Annotated in this window: 15 protein-coding genes and 1 tRNA gene; 6 read left to right on the top strand and 10 right to left on the bottom strand. The window is 65.0% G+C overall.

Features of this window, described 5'->3' with window-relative positions; translation table 11 throughout:
• The 3 genes from selA to LOY54_RS24465 all read left to right on the top strand — a co-directional run bounded on the left by selA (position 1) and on the right by LOY54_RS24465 (position 3437).
• The gene (selA, locus tag LOY54_RS24475; RefSeq protein ID WP_258608264.1) at positions 1-1416 is read left to right on the top strand and encodes an L-seryl-tRNA(Sec) selenium transferase; all 1416 of its coding nucleotides are present in this window, start codon (positions 1-3) and stop codon (positions 1414-1416) included.
• Complete coding sequence (gene selB, locus LOY54_RS24470) at positions 1413-3332, top strand: selenocysteine-specific translation elongation factor (protein WP_258608262.1); 1920 nt, start codon at positions 1413-1415, stop codon at positions 3330-3332. Before selA ends, selB begins: the two co-directional genes overlap by 4 nt.
• 9 nt (positions 3333-3341) lie before the next feature.
• A tRNA-Sec gene (locus LOY54_RS24465) sits at positions 3342-3437 on the top strand.
• Positions 3438-3440: 3 nt separating this feature from the next.
• On the opposite strand, the gene LOY54_RS24460 is transcribed toward LOY54_RS24465, so the two are convergent.
• Both LOY54_RS24460 and LOY54_RS24455 read right to left on the bottom strand, forming a co-directional pair.
• Positions 3441-4433, bottom strand: coding sequence for an asparaginase (locus tag LOY54_RS24460; protein WP_093379017.1), 993 nt, complete (start codon positions 4431-4433; stop codon positions 3441-3443).
• Position 4434: 1 nt separating this feature from the next.
• A complete protein-coding gene (locus LOY54_RS24455; RefSeq protein ID WP_045200000.1) occupies positions 4435-5877 on the bottom strand; it encodes a sodium:alanine symporter family protein in 1443 nt (480 codons plus the stop codon).
• Between the two features lie 175 nt (positions 5878-6052).
• On the opposite strand from LOY54_RS24455, the gene LOY54_RS24450 reads away from it, so the two are divergent.
• Positions 6053-6871 (top strand): helix-turn-helix transcriptional regulator, encoded by an 819-nt coding sequence (locus tag LOY54_RS24450; protein ID WP_045199998.1) that lies wholly within the window; start codon positions 6053-6055, stop codon positions 6869-6871.
• Positions 6872-6876: 5 nt separating this feature from the next.
• Here LOY54_RS24450 and LOY54_RS24445 read toward each other — a convergent pair whose 3' ends face one another.
• From LOY54_RS24445 to LOY54_RS24435, 3 genes are read right to left on the bottom strand one after another with little or no spacing between them, the layout of a single operon-like run.
• Complete coding sequence (locus LOY54_RS24445) at positions 6877-7716, bottom strand: alpha/beta hydrolase (protein WP_258608260.1); 840 nt, start codon at positions 7714-7716, stop codon at positions 6877-6879.
• Positions 7717-7725: 9 nt separating this feature from the next.
• The gene (locus LOY54_RS24440; protein ID WP_045199995.1) at positions 7726-8520 is read right to left on the bottom strand and encodes a TSUP family transporter; all 795 of its coding nucleotides are present in this window, start codon (positions 8518-8520) and stop codon (positions 7726-7728) included.
• A gap of 16 nt (positions 8521-8536) precedes the next feature.
• On the bottom strand, positions 8537-9580 hold the full coding sequence (locus LOY54_RS24435; RefSeq protein ID WP_195885136.1) for a TauD/TfdA family dioxygenase: 1044 nt from the start codon (positions 9578-9580) through the stop codon (positions 8537-8539).
• A 295-nt stretch (positions 9581-9875) separates the two neighbouring features.
• Here LOY54_RS24435 and LOY54_RS24430 point away from each other — a divergent pair, with 295 nt between their 5' ends.
• Positions 9876-10760 (top strand): sugar nucleotide-binding protein, encoded by an 885-nt coding sequence (locus LOY54_RS24430; protein ID WP_045199991.1) that lies wholly within the window; start codon positions 9876-9878, stop codon positions 10758-10760.
• Positions 10753-11682: an NAD-dependent epimerase/dehydratase family protein gene (locus LOY54_RS24425; RefSeq protein WP_045199989.1), complete on the top strand. Its 930-nt coding sequence runs from the start codon at positions 10753-10755 to the stop codon at positions 11680-11682. The genes LOY54_RS24430 and LOY54_RS24425 overlap by 8 nt, the downstream gene beginning before the upstream one ends.
• A gap of 77 nt (positions 11683-11759) precedes the next feature.
• Here LOY54_RS24425 and LOY54_RS24420 read toward each other — a convergent pair whose 3' ends face one another.
• The 5 genes from LOY54_RS24420 to LOY54_RS24400 all read right to left on the bottom strand — a co-directional run bounded on the left by LOY54_RS24420 (position 11760) and on the right by LOY54_RS24400 (position 15687).
• The gene (locus LOY54_RS24420; protein ID WP_038998518.1) at positions 11760-12443 is read right to left on the bottom strand and encodes an OmpW family protein; all 684 of its coding nucleotides are present in this window, start codon (positions 12441-12443) and stop codon (positions 11760-11762) included.
• 110 nt (positions 12444-12553) lie between these two features.
• A complete protein-coding gene (locus LOY54_RS24415; RefSeq protein WP_258608259.1) occupies positions 12554-13069 on the bottom strand; it encodes a DUF3299 domain-containing protein in 516 nt (171 codons plus the stop codon).
• An 8-nt stretch (positions 13070-13077) separates the two neighbouring features.
• Complete coding sequence (locus tag LOY54_RS24410) at positions 13078-14343, bottom strand: ABC transporter permease (RefSeq protein ID WP_258608258.1); 1266 nt, start codon at positions 14341-14343, stop codon at positions 13078-13080.
• Positions 14343-15062 carry an ABC transporter ATP-binding protein gene (locus LOY54_RS24405; protein ID WP_045199985.1) on the bottom strand — a complete coding sequence of 240 codons (720 nt, stop codon included), beginning with the start codon at positions 15060-15062 and terminating at the stop codon, positions 14343-14345. The genes LOY54_RS24410 and LOY54_RS24405 overlap by 1 nt, the downstream gene beginning before the upstream one ends.
• A gap of 46 nt (positions 15063-15108) precedes the next feature.
• Entirely contained in the window at positions 15109-15687 is a 579-nt protein-coding gene (locus LOY54_RS24400) for a DUF2796 domain-containing protein (RefSeq protein WP_045199983.1), read from the bottom strand.
• Between the last annotated feature and the right edge of the window lie 132 nt (positions 15688-15819).

The following is a 15819-nucleotide window of genomic DNA, read 5'->3' as shown; positions in this document are numbered from 1 at the left end:
ATGCCGTCCAACCTCGCCAAGCTCCCGATCCGCCTGCCCTCCATCGACACTCTGTTGCGTCACCCCGCCAGCCAGCCGCTGACCGAGCGCTATGGCCGCGACGCGCTGCTGGCGACCTTGCGTCAGTTGCTCGACGACCTGCGCGAGGACGCCCGGCTCGGCCAACTGGACGCCGCTGAACTGGCCGCGCCGGTGCTGCTCGGCCGCGCCGGCGAGCGCCTGGTGGTTCGCCACCGCAGCCAGGTGCGGCGGGTCTTCAATCTCACCGGCACGGTGCTGCACACCAACCTGGGCCGGGCCTTGCTGCCCGAGGAAGCCATCGACGCCGTGCAACTGGCGGCCCGCTATCCGCTCAACCTCGAGTTCGACCTGGCCAGCGGCAAGCGCGGCGATCGCGATGACCTGATTGAAGGCTTGATCCGCGAGCTCACCGGCGCCGAAGCCGTCACCGTGGTCAACAACAACGCCGCTGCCGTGCTGCTGGCGCTCAATAGCCTCGGTGCGCGCAAAGAGGGGATCATCTCGCGCGGTGAGTTGATCGAGATCGGTGGCGCTTTTCGCATTCCCGACATCATGGCCCGCGCTGGGGTCAAGCTGCATGAGGTGGGCACCACCAATCGCACCCATGCCCGCGATTACGAGGCGGCCATCGGCCCGCGCAGCGGCCTGTTGATGCGCGTGCATTGCAGCAATTACAGCATTCAGGGCTTCACCACCCAGGTGCCGACCGCAGAACTGGCGCGCTTGGCTCATCACCATGAACTGCCCCTGCTCGAAGACCTCGGCAGCGGCAGCCTGCTCGACTTGAGCCGCTGGGGCCTGCCGGCCGAGCCGACTGTGCGCCAGGCCCTGGCCGATGGCGCCGATCTTGTCACCTTCAGCGGCGACAAGCTGTTGGGCGGGCCCCAGGCTGGCATCATTGTCGGGCGCAAGGATTTGATCGCGCGGATCAAAAAGAACCCGCTCAAGCGCGCCTTGCGGGTCGACAAGCTCACCCTCGCAGCGCTTGAGGCGGTGCTGGGCTTGTACCGTAATCCTGATCAACTGGCCGAGCGCCTGCCCAGCCTGCGCCTGCTGACCCGGCCGCAGGCCGAGATTCTCCAGCAGGCCGAGCGCTTGCAGCCAGCGTTGGCGCAACAGCTGGGCGAACAGTGGACGGTCAGCGCAGAGCCCGCACTGGGCATGATCGGCAGCGGCAGCCAGCCGGTGGCGCGCCTGCCCAGTGCGGCCTTGTGCGTGCGCCCGCAGGTGTCCAAGCGCCTGCGCGGTCGCGCCTTGCATGGCCTGGAACGCGCGCTGCGGGCCTTGCCGATTCCAGTGCTCGGGCGCATCGATGACGATGCCCTGTGGCTGGACCTGCGCCAGCTCGATGACGAAACCGCGTGGCTGGCGCAACTGGCGCAGGTGCAGGCGTGATTATCGGTACCGCCGGGCATATCGACCACGGCAAGACCGCTTTGCTCGAGGCCCTGACCGGCCAGGCGGGCGACCAGCGCCGGGAAGAGCGCGAGCGCGGCATGACCATCGACCTCGGTTATCGTTATGCCGCCCTCAGCCCTGGCGCAGCTCTAACCGGCTTTATCGACGTGCCCGGTCACGAGCGGTTTATCCACAACATGCTCGCTGGCGCCCAGGGCATCGACCTGGTGCTGCTGGTCGTGGCCGCCGATGACGGGGTGATGCCGCAGACCCGCGAGCACCTGGCGATTGTCGAGCTGCTGGGCATTCCCCAGGCCTTGGTGGTGATCAGCAAATGCGACCGGGTCGAGCCGCAGCGGCTGCAGGAAGTGCAAGCCCAGGTCAGCGTGCTGCTGGCTGTCGGGCCGTATGCGGGGGCATTGCAGTTTGCAGTTTCCAGCGTCACTGGCGAGGGCATCGAGGCGCTGCGCCAGGCCTTGCTGGCGGCTCAGGCTGAGGTTAGCCAGCGCAGCAGCCAGGGCGGTTTTCGCCTGGCCATTGACCGCGCTTTTGCGGTTGCCGGTGCCGGCATCGTGGTCACCGGCACGGCGCTGGACGGGCGTGTGCAACTGGGTGACAGCTTGCTGCTCGGCAAAGCCGGCAAGCCGGTGCGGGTGCGTGGCCTGCATGCGCAGAACCAGGCCGCCGCCGAGGCCCGAGCCGGGCAGCGGGTGGCCTTGAACATCAGTGCCGAGCGCCTGGCCCTTGAGCAGATTCACCGCGGTGACTGGCTGCTTGCCGAGTGGCTGCATGCGCCGACCCAGCGCGTGGACATCGAGCTGCAACTGCTGGCCAGCGAACTGCGCGCCTTCGAGCACTTCAGCCCGGTGCATGTGCACCTGGGCACCCAGGATGTCACCGCCCGGGTAGCGTTGTTGCAGGGCGAGCATGTGCTACCGGGCAAGCGCATGTTCGCCCAACTGCTCACCAATGCACCGGTACAGGCGGTGCACGGTGATCGCCTGGTGCTGCGTGACCAGCGTGCGCAACGTACCCTCGGTGGCGGCCGGGTGCTCGATCCCTTTGCACCTGCGCGCCAGCGCCGCAGCGAGGCGCGCATTGCCCAGTTGCAGGCCCTGGCTGGCGCCGACAGCCTTGAGCAGGCCTTGCCGGCGCTGCTGGCCAGTGATGACCTGGGCCTCGACCCGCAACGCCTGGAGCGCCAGTTCAATCGCCTGCGCAGCCGCTGGCAACTGCCGGCCAATGTCCAGGTAATCGCCACTCGCCAAGGCCCGCTGCTGTTCACCGATGAGCATTGGCAAACTCTGCAAACGGCTTTGCTGGAGGGGCTGGCGCGGTTTCATGAACAGGAGCCGGACCAGCTCGGCCCGGATCGTGATCGCTTGCGCCGCTTTGTTGCCCTGACCCTGGAGCGCCCGGCCTTCATCAGCCTGGTGGATGAACTGCTCGCCAGCGGCAGGTTGGTCAGCAGCGGGCCCTGGCTGCACCTGCCCGAGCACCAGATACGCTTGAGCGATGCTGACTCGCAGCTGTGGAGCCAGGTGCAGCCATTGCTGGTCGAGGGGCTGTTCGACCCGCCCTGGGTACGCGACCTGGCCAGGTCACTACAAGTCGATGAAGCCGAGGTGCGCCTGTTGCTGCGCAAGCTTGGGCGTTTGGGCCAGGTGCACCAGGTGGTGCGCGATCTGTTCTATCCTGAGGCCACGATCCGGCAAATGGCGGCTATGCTCTTGCAGCTGGCCAGCGACGATCCGGTGGTGCAGGTGGCGGCGTTTCGCGATGTGCTGGGGATCGGGCGCAAACGCAGCGTGCAGATACTCGAGTATTTTGACCGCATCGGCCTGACCCGGCGTGTCGGTGACCGACGCCAGGTTCGCGCCGACAATGCCCTGGCCCAGGCGCCGGGGCAGTAACCCGTTCAAGGAAGGCAATCGCGCCCGGTGGCGCGGCCGGGCTTCAAACCCGGTTGGGGACGGCAGCCGTTCCCGGGCAGGTTCGACTCCCGCTGCCTTCCGCCATTTCTACTGGGCGCGCTCGCCGCACAGGTCCTGGGCGAACCAGTGTTCCGCCGCTTGCACATCGAGCCCGGCACCGAGCAAGGCGAACATCTTGCCCAGCGCCGCTTCGCGGGTCATGCCGCCGGCGCTGACCAGGCCGGTATCGCGCAGGCGGCTGCCGGCCGCATAGGTGTCGAAGTGCACCGCGCCTTCCGGACACTGGCTGATGGCCGCAATCAACACCCCGCCTTGGCGGGCGTCGTGCAGCGCATCGAGCAGGTCCTGATCGTCCGATGGCCCGGTGCCGCTGCCGTAGCACTCCAGCAGCAAGCCCTGCACGCCGCTAGAGAGCAGGCCGCGCAGATGGCCGACCTGCAGCCCGGGGAACACCGGCAGCACCATCAGGTTTACCGGTTGGCGTGGCTGGCGGTAATCCAGGCAGGCCGGGAGCGACTCGGCGCGTTGTCCATCGCGCTCACGCGGCAGCGCGGCGAAGGCATCGAAGGCTTCGCTGCGCAGCTTCGACGTGCGCGCGCCGTGCAGCAGCTGGCCGTGGAAATACAGCTGCACGCCATTGTCGATACCGGATGCCATCACCCGCAGGGCGCCGCAAAGGTTGTCCCAGGCGTCGCTGTCGGCGGTGCCGGCCGGCAACATCGAGCCGGTCAGCAGTACCGGTACTGGCAGGCCGAGCAGCAAAAACGACAGCGCCGCTGCGGTGTAGGCCAGGGTGTCGGTGCCGTGCAGCAGCAGGATGCCGTCGTGGCCATCGCGCTCCACCGCTTCGACAATCGCCTCGCGCATCGCCAGCCAGTTGCTTTGCTGCATGTTGGCGCTGTCGATCAATGGCCGTAGTTCGCGCAGCCGCCAACTCAGTAGCGGTGCATCGGCCATTTGCTCCAGGTGCTCGCGCATACGCGCTTCAAAGCCACCGGCAGGCGCCAGGCCCTGCGGGGTTTGCAGCATGCCGATGGTGCCGCCGGTGTACAGCACCAGAAGGTTGTTGACGGCGCGCATGTCAGCTCTGCGTCTGTGCGTTGGCGACGTTGACGTCGGTCCGGGTCTCGACCTGCGGATTCACTGGCCAGGCGGCCGGGTCCAGGTCCAGGTCGGAAAACTTCGACGCATCGAACACTGGCTGGGCGATACCGGCGCGGCGCTGTTCGTCGTAGTCGCGCATCACCCGCAGGCCGACCTTGAACAGCAACGCCAGGGCCACCAGGTTGACGAACGCCAGGCAGGTCATGGTGATGTCGGCGAAAGCGAACACGGTCGACAGGTTTTGCACCGAACCCCAAAGAATCAGCAGCAGTACCAGGCCGCGGTAGCCCAACAGCACCAGGCGGTTGCGGGTGAAGAACTGCAGGCTGGTTTCGCCCAGGTAGTAGTTGTAGAGGATGCAGGTGAAGACGAACAGCGACAGCGCGACGCTGACAAAAATCCGTCCCCAGTCACCGACTACCGCAGCCAAGGAGTTCTGGGTCAGGGCAATGCCGTCACCTTCAAAGCCTGGGGTGTAGAAGCCCGACAGCAGGATCAGCAGTGCGGTGCAGGTGCAGATCACGAAGGTGTCGAGGAACACGCTGAACGCCTGGACCACACCTTGGGCGGCCGGGTGTTTCACCGCGGCTACGGCGGCGACGTTCGGCGCACTGCCAAGGCCGGCTTCGTTGGCGAACACGCCACGTTTGACGCCCATGACGATAGCGCTGCCGAGCAGGCCGGCAAAGGCCGGATCAAGGCCGAAAGCGCTCTTGACGATGGTTTCGAGCATGGCCGGCACGTGTTCGATCTGGGTGAAAATCACGTACAGGGTCACGCCGATGTAGGCCAGGGTCTTGACCGGGACCAGCAGGTCGGACACCGAGGCGATACGCTTGATACCGCCGATGAACACCAGGCCGAGCAGGGCGGCGAGGGCGATACCGGTGTATTTCGGCTCGAAGCCGAAGGCGTTCTGCAGCGAGTGGGTCACGGTGTAGGACTGCAGGCCATTGAAGGTAAAGCCGTAGGTCACCAGCAGCAGAATCGCGAACACCATCGCCATCCAGCGCAGCTTCAGGCCGTGCTGGATGTAGTAGGCCGGGCCGCCACGGTACAGGCCGTCGCCGTCGCTACGTTTGTAGACCTGGGCCAGGGTGCACTCGAAGAAGCTGCTGGACATGCCCACCAGCGCGGTCACCCACATCCAGAACACCGCGCCCGGGCCGCCGAGGGTCACGGCGATGCCGACACCGGCGATGTTACCGGCACCGACGCGGCCGGCCAGGCTCAGCATCAGCGCCTGGAACGAGCTCAGTTGGCCTGCCTGGCCGCGCAGGGATTCCTTGAAGACGCTGAACATGTGGCCGAAATGGCGGAACTGGACGAAACGGGAGCGCAGGGTGAAGTAGCTGCCGAGTCCGACGATAAGCACGATGAGGAGTTTCCCCGAGAGGAAATCGTTGAGCGCTTCGAGCATGAAATGACCTCGATTCTTATTCTTCGCATGAAAGACGACAGGTCGGCGTCGATGCGCCGTATCCGTGGGGCGCATGGTTGGTCATGACAAGACTGGTTACAATTTCGCGGGTTGCTCTCAGTTGATGCGACTTGATGCTAAACTGGCGTCTATCGCATCACCTGGAACGGCTCACATGAGCGAACATCTCGGCGCCAATCTCAAGCTCGCCTGCAGCCACTACCGCTCTATCTCGGAAGTTTGCCGGCAGCTGTCGATCAACCGCGCGCAGTTCAACAAGTACCTGAGCGGGCAAAGCCAGCCGACGGCGTACAACCTCAAGCGCATCGGCGATTTCTTCGGTGTCGAGGATTACGAACTGGGTTTGCCGCCGGAGCAGTTCGCGCGCCTGATTGGTGCGCGCAGTACCGCCAACCAGGCGCTCAGCCACAACGATCCGCTGGCCGAGCTGCTGCGGCCGTTGCGCGAACACGCCGGCAACCTGTCGCGCTATTGCGGTTACTACTTCGAATACTCCAACTGCATGTCGGTACCCGGCTCCATCCTGCTGTCGCTGGTGCACCTGCGCGAAGAGCGCGGCAGTTTTCTGTTCGAGCGCCAGGAGCGTCAGGAGCGCTCCAGCAGTACCGATGTGCAGGCCGAAGACTGGGTGCGCTGCCGTTACCTGGGCGCGGCGTTCCAGTTGCAGGACCGCCTGTTTCTGCTCGATTACGAGTCGCTGACGGTCAACGAGATGAGCCAGACCATCCTCATTCCCAGCTTCAAGAGCCGCATCACCCGCCTCAACGGTCTCAAGACCGGGGTTTCCAGTGGTGACCGGCGTACCCCGGCCTGCACCCGGGTGGTGTGGGAGTTCCTCGGCACCGAGATCAACCGCATCAGCGCTTACCGCCAGGTCAAGCTGTACCGCCCGGACGATCCACGGATTGACGATGACGTGCGCGAACGCCTGAGCGCCGGGCCGATCCGCAACGGCCTGTTCGAGATTGAATAACCCGCTTAGCCGAGAATGAACTCGGCCACCACCTGCGCCACCTGATCGGCCACCGCCGGCTTGTCGCGCAGGTGTGCGGCAATGCCGTGATCGCAGTCGGTCAGCAGCAGGCATTCCAGGTGCGGTGCCGGCACGGCGCGCAGCAGGGCCTGGGTGACTTCTTCAGGGATCGGGCTATAGCGCTGGGCGCCGGCCAGCCACAAGGTGCCGGCCGAGGTGCCTTCGGCTTGCCCGTAGGCTTTGGAGTTGAGCCCGTCGAATTCGCCGATCACCAGCAGTACCCGGCCCGCAAACGTGCGCAGAAACTCGTAGCTGTCGCAGTCAAGAAAGCCGTAGGGCTGGCGGATCGCTGCGCTGAAGGCCGGGCCGAACGGCGCCTGGTGGGCGGCGTCCGGGTAAACCGCCGGGCAGATCAGCACCAGTTTGTCGATGGCCGGCGTTTGCGCTGCCAGTTTCAGCGCGATGGCGCCGCCCAGGCTGTGGCCGAGCAGGGTCTGGCAGCGCTCGGCGATATGCCGGTGAAAGCGCTGCGCTTCTTCCAGGTTGGTGGTCAGCGACGGCTGCGGCGCGCCGGGCTCGGCGGCCAGGCTGTGGCCGGAGAGGTTGCCGGTCAGTGAGCCGATCCCCTGCTGCTGCAGGCGATACAGCAGCGGGTTGAGGCGGGTGAAGTCCGAGCGCGCGCCACCGATCACGAACATCGGCGCAGCGCGCTCCTGGTCAGGTATAAGCAGCCGCGCCTGTTGCTGGAAACCGTCGAAGGTTTCGCTGATGAAGCGCTCGGTAGCCGGCGCGGGTTCGTCGTACTGCCAGGTGGAGCGTTGAGTCGAAATTGCTTCCAGGTGCATGGACACCGCCTATAGAAACTGATGTTGCAGCCATTCGCCAAGGGGGTTGCCGGCGCTGAGCAGCAGCTTGAGGGCCATGATGCAGCACACGCAGACCAGCAGCGGCTTGATCAGTTTAGGACCGAAATGCACCGCGCAGCGAGCCCCCAGTTGCGCGCCGACGAAGGCCGCGCAAGCCATCGCCAGGGCCAGCGGCCAGACGATCGCGCCGCTCAGGGAAAACACCGACAGCGCCCCGAGGTTGCAGGCGGCGTTGAGCAGTTTGCTGTTGCACACTGCGCGCAGCATCGGCTGGCCGAGCAGAACCACGCACGCCACCATGTAGAACGAGCCAACGCCGGGGCCGAACACCCCGTCGTAGAAGCCGATCACTGGCGCCACCGCCAGGCAGAACAGGCTGATCGAGATCCTCGCCTTGCGCTGCTGCTCGTCCGGCTTGGGGCTGAAGGCAAAGTAGGCGGCCACCAGGATCAGCAGCACCGGTACGCAGGCCTGGAGGAAACTCTTGGGCACCAGGCTCACCGACAGCGCCCCGAGGGCGCCACCGGCAAAAGCCATGGCCGCCATGGGCAGGCCGCGCTTCCAGTCGATCATGCCCTTGCGGGCAAAGGCGAAGGTGGCCGAGACCGTCGCCGAGGCGGCCTGGAACTTGTTGGTGGCGATCGCTGCCAGCGGGTCGATGCCGGCAACGAACAGCACCGGCAGGGTGATCAGCCCGCCGCCGCCGGCGATGGCGTCGAAAAAGCCGGCCATCAGCGCTACCGACGCCAGGGTCAGCAACAGGGTGATATCAATTTCCATCATCGGGGGGTTCCCTTGTTCAGCCACGCACCAGCAGCGGGTCATCGTTGAGGACTACCGGGCGCGCAAAGCGCGAGTAGCCGAACAGGCGCACCAGCAGGCGCCGGTTGTCCTGGAGAATGTCGCGCCCATGCAGGGCGCGGCAGTTATTGATCAGCAAGGCGCTATCGGGTTGGAGCACGAACGGCAAGGGCTGGGCGTCCCGGACCAGCGCCTGGAAGGCGTCGAAGGCACGGGCTGCGGCGTCGCTGGCGTGATCGTTCAACGAGAAACGATACGAGTTGTAGCGCAGGCTGAAACCGCCGTCGGGATCGAACTGCAGCATCGACGTGGCCTGGCCGGCCTCGCCTTGACCGGCGACAAAGCACTCGCTGCGGGTGAAGTCGAAGGAGGCCGAGGTCAACGCCAGCGCATGCAGGCTGCCCAGTTGCTCGATGATGGCGCGCAGCGGGATGATCCGGGTCGGTTCGCCCGCCGGGTTCCAGCGCGCGGAAAGGATCAGCGCTGACGGCGCAGGTGAGCGGCCCTCGCTGGCGGCAACCGAACAGTTGTAGGGCGCTTCGGTATGCGGGCCCAGGTGCAACCCGGCGTGAGAGCTGAGTTCGACTTCGGTGTGCTGGTGCTCGTCGGGGCGGGGCACGCTGCCGCCGCCTTTGAAGTTGCCGACCAGCCGCATGATCTGGCCTTCGTTGTCGATATCGAAGGCAAAGGCCCGGTAGTTCACCAGCTCCAGCAGCAACTGGTTGCGCGAGGCCAGGTACAGGCAGCGCTCGCTCTGAGCCAGGGTGGCCAGCTCAGGCAGATGCTCGGGCAGCGGATCGCTGCCGGGGCAGGCCATCTGCGAGCACATCAGGGCCGACAACTGGCCATCGGCAAAGCGTTGCAACACGGCCTTCTGGCTGGCGTCGAGGGTAGGGTGCAGGCGTTGTGCCCACTGGCGCGCCTGGTTGGCGACTCCGCGGGCCTGAGGGCCGCCGAGTTCGGCGAGGTGCTGGCTGGCAGCTGCCAGCGTACGGGCCTGGTCCTGGTCGAAACTCAGGTACGCGACTTCCGAATCCTGCATGGGAAACATTCCTTTGTTATTGGTTTTATCTGGCAATCCGTGCCGACCAGGGTGCAGAAAGTGCTGCTGCGCCCCGGCGAACGAATAAGCTAACTATTCTCCTGGTTAATCCATTCAGGCGAGTCAGCTCATTCCGGGCGCAGTATAGGCAGTTTCCGGATTTGTGTAAGCACAGGAAAAACCTTGCCCTCAGCGCCGCGCCGGGCAGGACGGGCGCCCCTGTGTTGGACTTCCCCTGCCGGAAACCGCAAAATGAAGGCTTTCTTCCAATAATCTGATCGGACCTGCTGACTCTATGCGAATGCGCCTGATGCTGTTGGGTGGTGGAAGTGCCCTCGGGCAAGCGCTGATTCGACTCGGGGCCGAGGAAGATATCGGCTTTCTGGCACCGCGCCCGCCGGACAGCGGCTGGGATCCGGCGAGCCTGACCCAGTTGCTCGACGACACCCGCCCTGATGCGCTGATCAACCTGGCTTACTACTTCGACTGGTTCCAGGCCGAAGCGGTCAGCGAGCAGCGCCTGGCCCAGCAGGAGCGCGCCGTCGAGCGCCTGGCCGAGCTGTGTCAGCACCACAACATCATTCTTGTCCAGCCGTCCAGCTACCGGGTCTTCGATGGCTCGCGGGCGACCGCCTACAGCGAAAAGGACGAGCCAGTGCCGCTGGGCCTGCGTGGCCAGGCCCTGTGGCGCATCGAGCAGAGCGTGCGCGCCACCTGCCCGCAGCATGTGTTGCTGCGCTTTGGCTGGGTGCTCGACGAGAGTATCGATGGCGTCCTCGGCCGCTTCCTGACCCGCGCCGAGCAACCGCAGGAACTGCTGCTGGCCGATGACCGGCGCGGCAACCCGACGCCGGTGGACGACGCTGCGCGGGTAATCCTCTCGGTGCTCAAGCAGCTCGATTGCGCCGCGCCCCTGTGGGGCACCTATCACTACGCCGGGAACGAGGCGACCACGCCGCTGGCGCTGGGGCAGGCTATCCTCACTGAAGCGGCCCAGTTGCATAAGCTGGCGGTACAGGCCCCGACCGCGCAGGCCCACGCCGCGCGCCCGGACGCCAGCGAAGAACCGCAGCATGCGGTGCTGGCCTGCAAGAAAATCCTCCACACCTTCGGCATCAAGCCCCGCGCCTGGCGCGCCGGTTTGCCGCCCTTACTGGATCGCTTCTATCGTCATGGCTGATGCCCCTATTCTGATCACCGGTGGCGCCGGCTTCATCGGTTCCCACCTCAGCGATGCGTTGCTGGAAAAAGGCTATAGCGTGCGTATCCTCGACGACCTGTCGACGGGCAAGCGCAGCAACCTGCAGATCGACAACCCCCGGCTGCAACTGGTCGAAGGTGATGTCGCCGACGCCGAACTGGTCAAGCGCGCCGCGGCCGGTTGCCAGGCGGTGGTGCACCTGGCCGCGGTCGCCTCGGTACAGGCCTCGGTGGACGACCCGGTGAAAACCCACCAGAGCAACTTCATCGGCACCCTCAACGTGTGCGAGGCCATGCGCCTGAACGGCATCAAACGCGTGCTGTTTGCCTCCAGCGCGGCGGTGTACGGCAACAATGGCGAAGGCCAGTCGATTGTCGAAGACACGCCCAAGGCGCCGTTGACGCCTTACGCGGTGGATAAACTGGCCAGCGAGCAGTACCTGGACTTCTACCGCCGCCAGCATGGTCTGGAGCCGGTGGTGTTCCGCTTTTTCAATATCTTCGGCCCGCGCCAGGATCCTTCCTCGCCGTATTCCGGGGTTATCAGCATCTTCTGCGAGCGCGCCCTGAACGGCACGCCGATCACCCTGTTTGGCGACGGTGAGCAGACCCGCGATTTTCTCTATGTTGGCGACCTGGTCACGGTAATGGTCCAGGCGCTGGAGTTGGCACAGGTCGAGGAGGGCGCGGTGAACATCGGCCTGAACCAGGCCACTTCGCTGAACCAGTTGCTGGCGGCATTGAAGTCGGTGGTTGGCGATTTGCCGGCGATCAGCCATGGGCCGGCGCGCTCGGGCGATATCCGCCATTCGCGGGCGAACAACCAGCGCTTGCTGGCGCGTTTTGATTTCCCTGAGCCGACGCCGCTGGTGGTGGGGCTGGCGCGACTTTTAGGACGCTGAAAAGCAGCGCGGGGCAAGCCCGCTCCTACATCACGTTGTAGGAGCGGGCTTGCCCCGCGATGTGCGTTTGAAGACGCTTAGAACTTGTAACCCACGCCAACCATGTAGACCCATGGATCGACATCGACGTCGACCTTGGTCTTGCCAACGCCCAGGGCGCTGGGGCCGTCGATGGTGGCCTTGGTGTCGATGTCGACGTACCAGACCGCGGCGTTGATCAGGAAGTTGTCGTTGATCATGTAGTCCATGCCCAACTGACCGGCCAGGCCGACCGAATCCTTCAACTTCATGTTGCTGAAGCCTTGAGCCTTGCGGTTGCTGCTCAGGTCTTCGTCAAAGAACATGGTGTAGTTCAGACCGATACCGGCGTAAGGCTGGAACTTCGACGAAGCTTCCATCGGGTAGTACTGCAGCGACAGGGTCGGTGGCAGTTGCTTGATGTCGCCCAGTTTGCCATCCAGGCCAGCGCCCAGGCCCTTGACGCCCACGGTGTGCTGGAACGGAGTGGCGGCCAGCAGCTCGAGGCCGATGTGGTCGGTCAGCATGTAGGCAAACGCCAGGCCCAGCTGGGTGTCGCTGTCCAGAGTGGCCTTGGTGCCGGACATCTTGGTGCCGTCGAGCTTGATGTCGCCGCTGTTCTCGTTGGGAGCGGTAGTGATCGCACCGGCACGCAGGATGAAGTCGCCAGCCTGGTGGGCGTGGGCAACAGGGGCTGCAAGCGCCAGAGCAACGAGCGAGGCGCCAAGCAAGGACTTGTTCATGGAAGCTCCCAAAGGACGTTTAGAATTTAATGAGTCCAATGGTAAGGAGCTGACGGACGGCGACTTTTGACGCAGCTCAATGAAATCGTCAAAGGCTGACAAGCGGACATTCATTCTAGCTCGTATGCGTAGATTTTCTCGGCTTCCATCTGATATCCGGCATCGGCCAGCTCGCTGCTGGAGGCTTTGACCTGCATCTGGCCTTCAATCCAGTACGGTTGGTAGAGGTCTTCGACCTTGACGCCGATCTCGCTGAAGATGTGAACGATCTGGTTCGACGGCGGTGGCGGTACATGAATGCAGGCGCCGTAGTAAGGCACCAGCAGGAACTCGGTGGTGCGGCTTTCTTCGCTGACCTCCAGCGGCACGATATACCCCGGCAGTTTGACCTGCTGGCCATCCAGGGCCTTGACCACCGGGGCATTGGGTGCGGTTTGCCGCGCAGCGGGTGCAGCTTCCGCGGCCAGGGCGTCGCTCAATTGCGAAAGGTCGTGCAACGGCGCCAGTTGCGGCTGGATCACCGGCACCCCGGCCGGGATCAGTTGCTGCCACTCCAGGGGGCGCGGTTCAGCGGCCCACAGCGGTGAGGCAATCAACAGCAGCAACAGCAGCAAGACGCGGTTCATCGAGTTACTCACAGGTGAATGGACAGGCCGTCGGCCAGCGACTGGCGATAGGCGCGCCAGGCCGGCACGCTGCCCATCAGCAAGGCGGCGCCAAGGATGATACCCAGCAGGATCCATTCATGGGCGCTGGGCCAGGCCAGCGGCAGCAACAGGCCGTAATTGGCCTGCACGTAACCCTGGGCCAGGGCGATGCCGGCGTACAACAAAGCCACCCCGGCGATGATGCCGGCCACCGCCAGGGCCAGTGCTTCGAGCACCAGCAGCCCGGCAATGTGCCAGGGACGCGCGCCGACCGAGCGCAGGATGGCCATTTCCCGGCGCCGTTCGTTGAGGCTGGTGAGGATCGCCGTGAGCATGCCAATCAGGCCGGTCAGCACCACGAACAGCGAGACCACGAACAGCGCCTGCTCGGCCGTGCCCATCAGGCTCCAGAGCTCTTGCAGGGCCACGCCCGGGAGGATCGCCAGCAGCGGCTCGCTGCGGTACTCGTTGATCTCCCGTTGCAGGCTGAAGGTGGCCACTTTGTTGTTCAGGCCGAGCATGAAGGCGGTGATGGCGGCGGGCTTGAGGTCCATGTTGCGCGCCTGATCGGCGCTGATACGCCCGGCGCCGCGGGCCGGCATGCCGTTGTGCCAGTCAATGTGGATGGCTTCCATACCGCCCAGGCTGATGTGCAGGGTGCGGTCGACCGGGGTGCCGGTGCGTTGCAGCACGCCGACCACGGTGAACGGTTTGTCATCGTGTTTGACCAGGCTGATGGCCGCCACGCCATGGGCCAGCACCAGCTTGTCGCCCAGCTTGTAGTGCAGGGCATCGGCCACCTCGGCACCGAGCACCACCTCGAACGGGTCGCTGGCGAAGGCGCGGCCCTCGGCCAGTTGCAGGTTTTGCTTGCGGCCGTACTGGTAGTGCTCGAAATAGCGCGCGTCGGTGCCCATCACCCGGTAGCCGCGATGGGAATCGCCCAGGGAGATGGGAATGGCCCATTTCACCCGTTTGTCGCTGGCGTAGTGTTCGAAGCTCTCCCAGCGGATGTTGTTGGTGGCGTTGCCGATGCGAAACACCGAGTACAGCAGCAGGTTCACCGAGCCCGAGCGGGCGCCGACAATCAGGTCGGTGCCGCTGATGGTGCTGGCAAAGCTGGCGCGGGCTTCGGTGCGCACCCGCTCGACCGCCAGCAGCAGGCACACCGACAGGGCGATGGCGAAGGCGGTCAAAAATGCAGTAAAGCGGCGGTTGGCCAGGCTGGCCAGGGCAAGGCGGAGCAGGTACATCAGGCCTCCAGGTCGTTGGCCGGGCGGGCCGCGCGGTTGAGTTCGGCAAGGGACAGCTGGCGGTCGAACAACGGTGCCAGGCTCTGGTCGTGGCTGACGAACAGCAGGCTCGAGCCGGCCGCACGGCATTCGGCGAACAACAGGCGGATGAAGGCTTCGCGGGTGTCGGCGTCGAGGGCTGATGTTGGCTCGTCGGCGATTACCAGCTCCGGCTGGCCGATCAAGGCCCGGGCGGCGGCAACGCGCTGTTGCTGGCCGATCGACAGGCTGCCCGCGCGGCGGGCAAGCAACGCCGGGTCTTTCAGGCCCAGGTGGGCGAGCAGGCTGGCGGCGGCCTGGTCGATGCTGCCATGGCGCTCGGCGGCGCGTTGTGCGCGGCTGCGCGAGAAGCGGCAGGGCAGTTCGACGTTCTCCCGTACCGAGAGAAACGGCAGCAGGTTGAACTGCTGGAAGATGTAGCCGGTGTGATCGACGCGAAAACGGTCGCGGGCGGCCAGCTTCAGTTCGCTCAAGTCCTGGCCGAGCAGGCGGATGCTGCCGCGATCGGGCTTTTGCACACCGCCCAAAAGGCCCAGCAGGGTGGTCTTGCCGCTGCCGCTGGGGCCTTTGAGAAACAACGATTCGCCGGCTTCCAGGCGCAGGGTGGGAATCTCCAGCAGGGGGGCTTGGCCCGGCCAGGCGAAGCCCAGGTCGGTCAGTTCAATCAGTGCCTGGCTCATAAATGAACGCCCGGGTTACCCCGGGCGTTTCGCTGCAAAAGGGCTATCAGAAGTTGATCGTGGCCTTGGCCGGGGTCGCTTCGACACCTTGCTGGCCGTTGGGCCCGATCAGTTGCAGGGTAATTTTCTGGGTGGCGGGGAAGGCCTTGAACAACGGAGTCAGGTCGAGGCTCTTGAGCTCAGCGGGCTTGTCGCAGGTCAGCCGGTAATGGGCATGGACCTCACTGTGCTCATGGCCTTCGTGCTCGTCGCCGTCATCATCGACTGCCGGCTTGTCGCCGAACAGCGGGCTTTCCAGCTCCTGGTCACTTTCGCTGCAGTTGGCCGCCTTGGCCAGGCCGAACAGCGCCAATGGTTTTTCCAATTGTGAACGCACGGCAGCAACCTTGGCTTTGTCGGCGGCGCTGGTGGCCGGGTGTTCGAAGCCGACCAGGTTCATCGCCGGGCTGTCCAGTTCCAGTTCCAGGGACTTGTCGTCGAGCACCACATTCAAGCGCGCGACGCCGTGTTCATGGGCGCCGAGGCTGCCATGGGCGTGGTCATGATCGTGGTCGTGGCCTTCATGGGCGTGGGCGACGGCCAGGGGCAACAAGGCAAACGGCAAGGCGAGCAACAGACGACGCATGGGCTGACTCCGCGGAGGCACTGGAATGATTTGGTAATGTTATAACAACTTGTTCGGCGTGCGCCAGTGTGCTTGGCGATGAAGCGTTGGCGTGGGAGCATGGGCCCATTGACTGCGCACAAGGACACCCCC

Origin of the sequence: Pseudomonas sp. B21-032 (assembly GCF_024748965.1) — a bacterium.
In the GTDB taxonomy this organism is placed as follows: domain Bacteria; phylum Pseudomonadota; class Gammaproteobacteria; order Pseudomonadales; family Pseudomonadaceae; genus Aquipseudomonas.
Note: the sequence above shows the minus strand (reverse complement) of the source record. Positions and strands in the feature narration are given on the sequence as shown.

Bases quoted from the DNA above. Each gene is read 5' to 3' on its own strand.
- selA (WP_258608264.1), top strand. From the start codon at position 1: ATGCCGTCCAACCTCGCCAAGCTCCCGATCCGCCTGCCCTCCATCGAC.
- LOY54_RS24460 (WP_093379017.1), bottom strand. From the start codon at position 4,433: ATGCGCGCCGTCAACAACCTTCTGGTGCTGTACACCGGCGGCACCATC.
- LOY54_RS24455 (WP_045200000.1), bottom strand. From the start codon at position 5,877: ATGCTCGAAGCGCTCAACGATTTCCTCTCGGGGAAACTCCTCATCGTG.
- LOY54_RS24450 (WP_045199998.1), top strand. From the start codon at position 6,053: ATGAGCGAACATCTCGGCGCCAATCTCAAGCTCGCCTGCAGCCACTAC.
- LOY54_RS24445 (WP_258608260.1), bottom strand. From the start codon at position 7,716: ATGCACCTGGAAGCAATTTCGACTCAACGCTCCACCTGGCAGTACGAC.
- LOY54_RS24440 (WP_045199995.1), bottom strand. From the start codon at position 8,520: ATGATGGAAATTGATATCACCCTGTTGCTGACCCTGGCGTCGGTAGCG.
- LOY54_RS24435 (WP_195885136.1), bottom strand. From the start codon at position 9,580: ATGCAGGATTCGGAAGTCGCGTACCTGAGTTTCGACCAGGACCAGGCC.
- LOY54_RS24430 (WP_045199991.1), top strand. From the start codon at position 9,876: ATGCGAATGCGCCTGATGCTGTTGGGTGGTGGAAGTGCCCTCGGGCAA.
- LOY54_RS24425 (WP_045199989.1), top strand. From the start codon at position 10,753: ATGGCTGATGCCCCTATTCTGATCACCGGTGGCGCCGGCTTCATCGGT.
- LOY54_RS24420 (WP_038998518.1), bottom strand. From the start codon at position 12,443: ATGAACAAGTCCTTGCTTGGCGCCTCGCTCGTTGCTCTGGCGCTTGCA.
- LOY54_RS24415 (WP_258608259.1), bottom strand. From the start codon at position 13,069: ATGAACCGCGTCTTGCTGCTGTTGCTGCTGTTGATTGCCTCACCGCTG.
- LOY54_RS24410 (WP_258608258.1), bottom strand. From the start codon at position 14,343: ATGTACCTGCTCCGCCTTGCCCTGGCCAGCCTGGCCAACCGCCGCTTT.
- LOY54_RS24405 (WP_045199985.1), bottom strand. From the start codon at position 15,062: ATGAGCCAGGCACTGATTGAACTGACCGACCTGGGCTTCGCCTGGCCG.
- LOY54_RS24400 (WP_045199983.1), bottom strand. From the start codon at position 15,687: ATGCGTCGTCTGTTGCTCGCCTTGCCGTTTGCCTTGTTGCCCCTGGCC.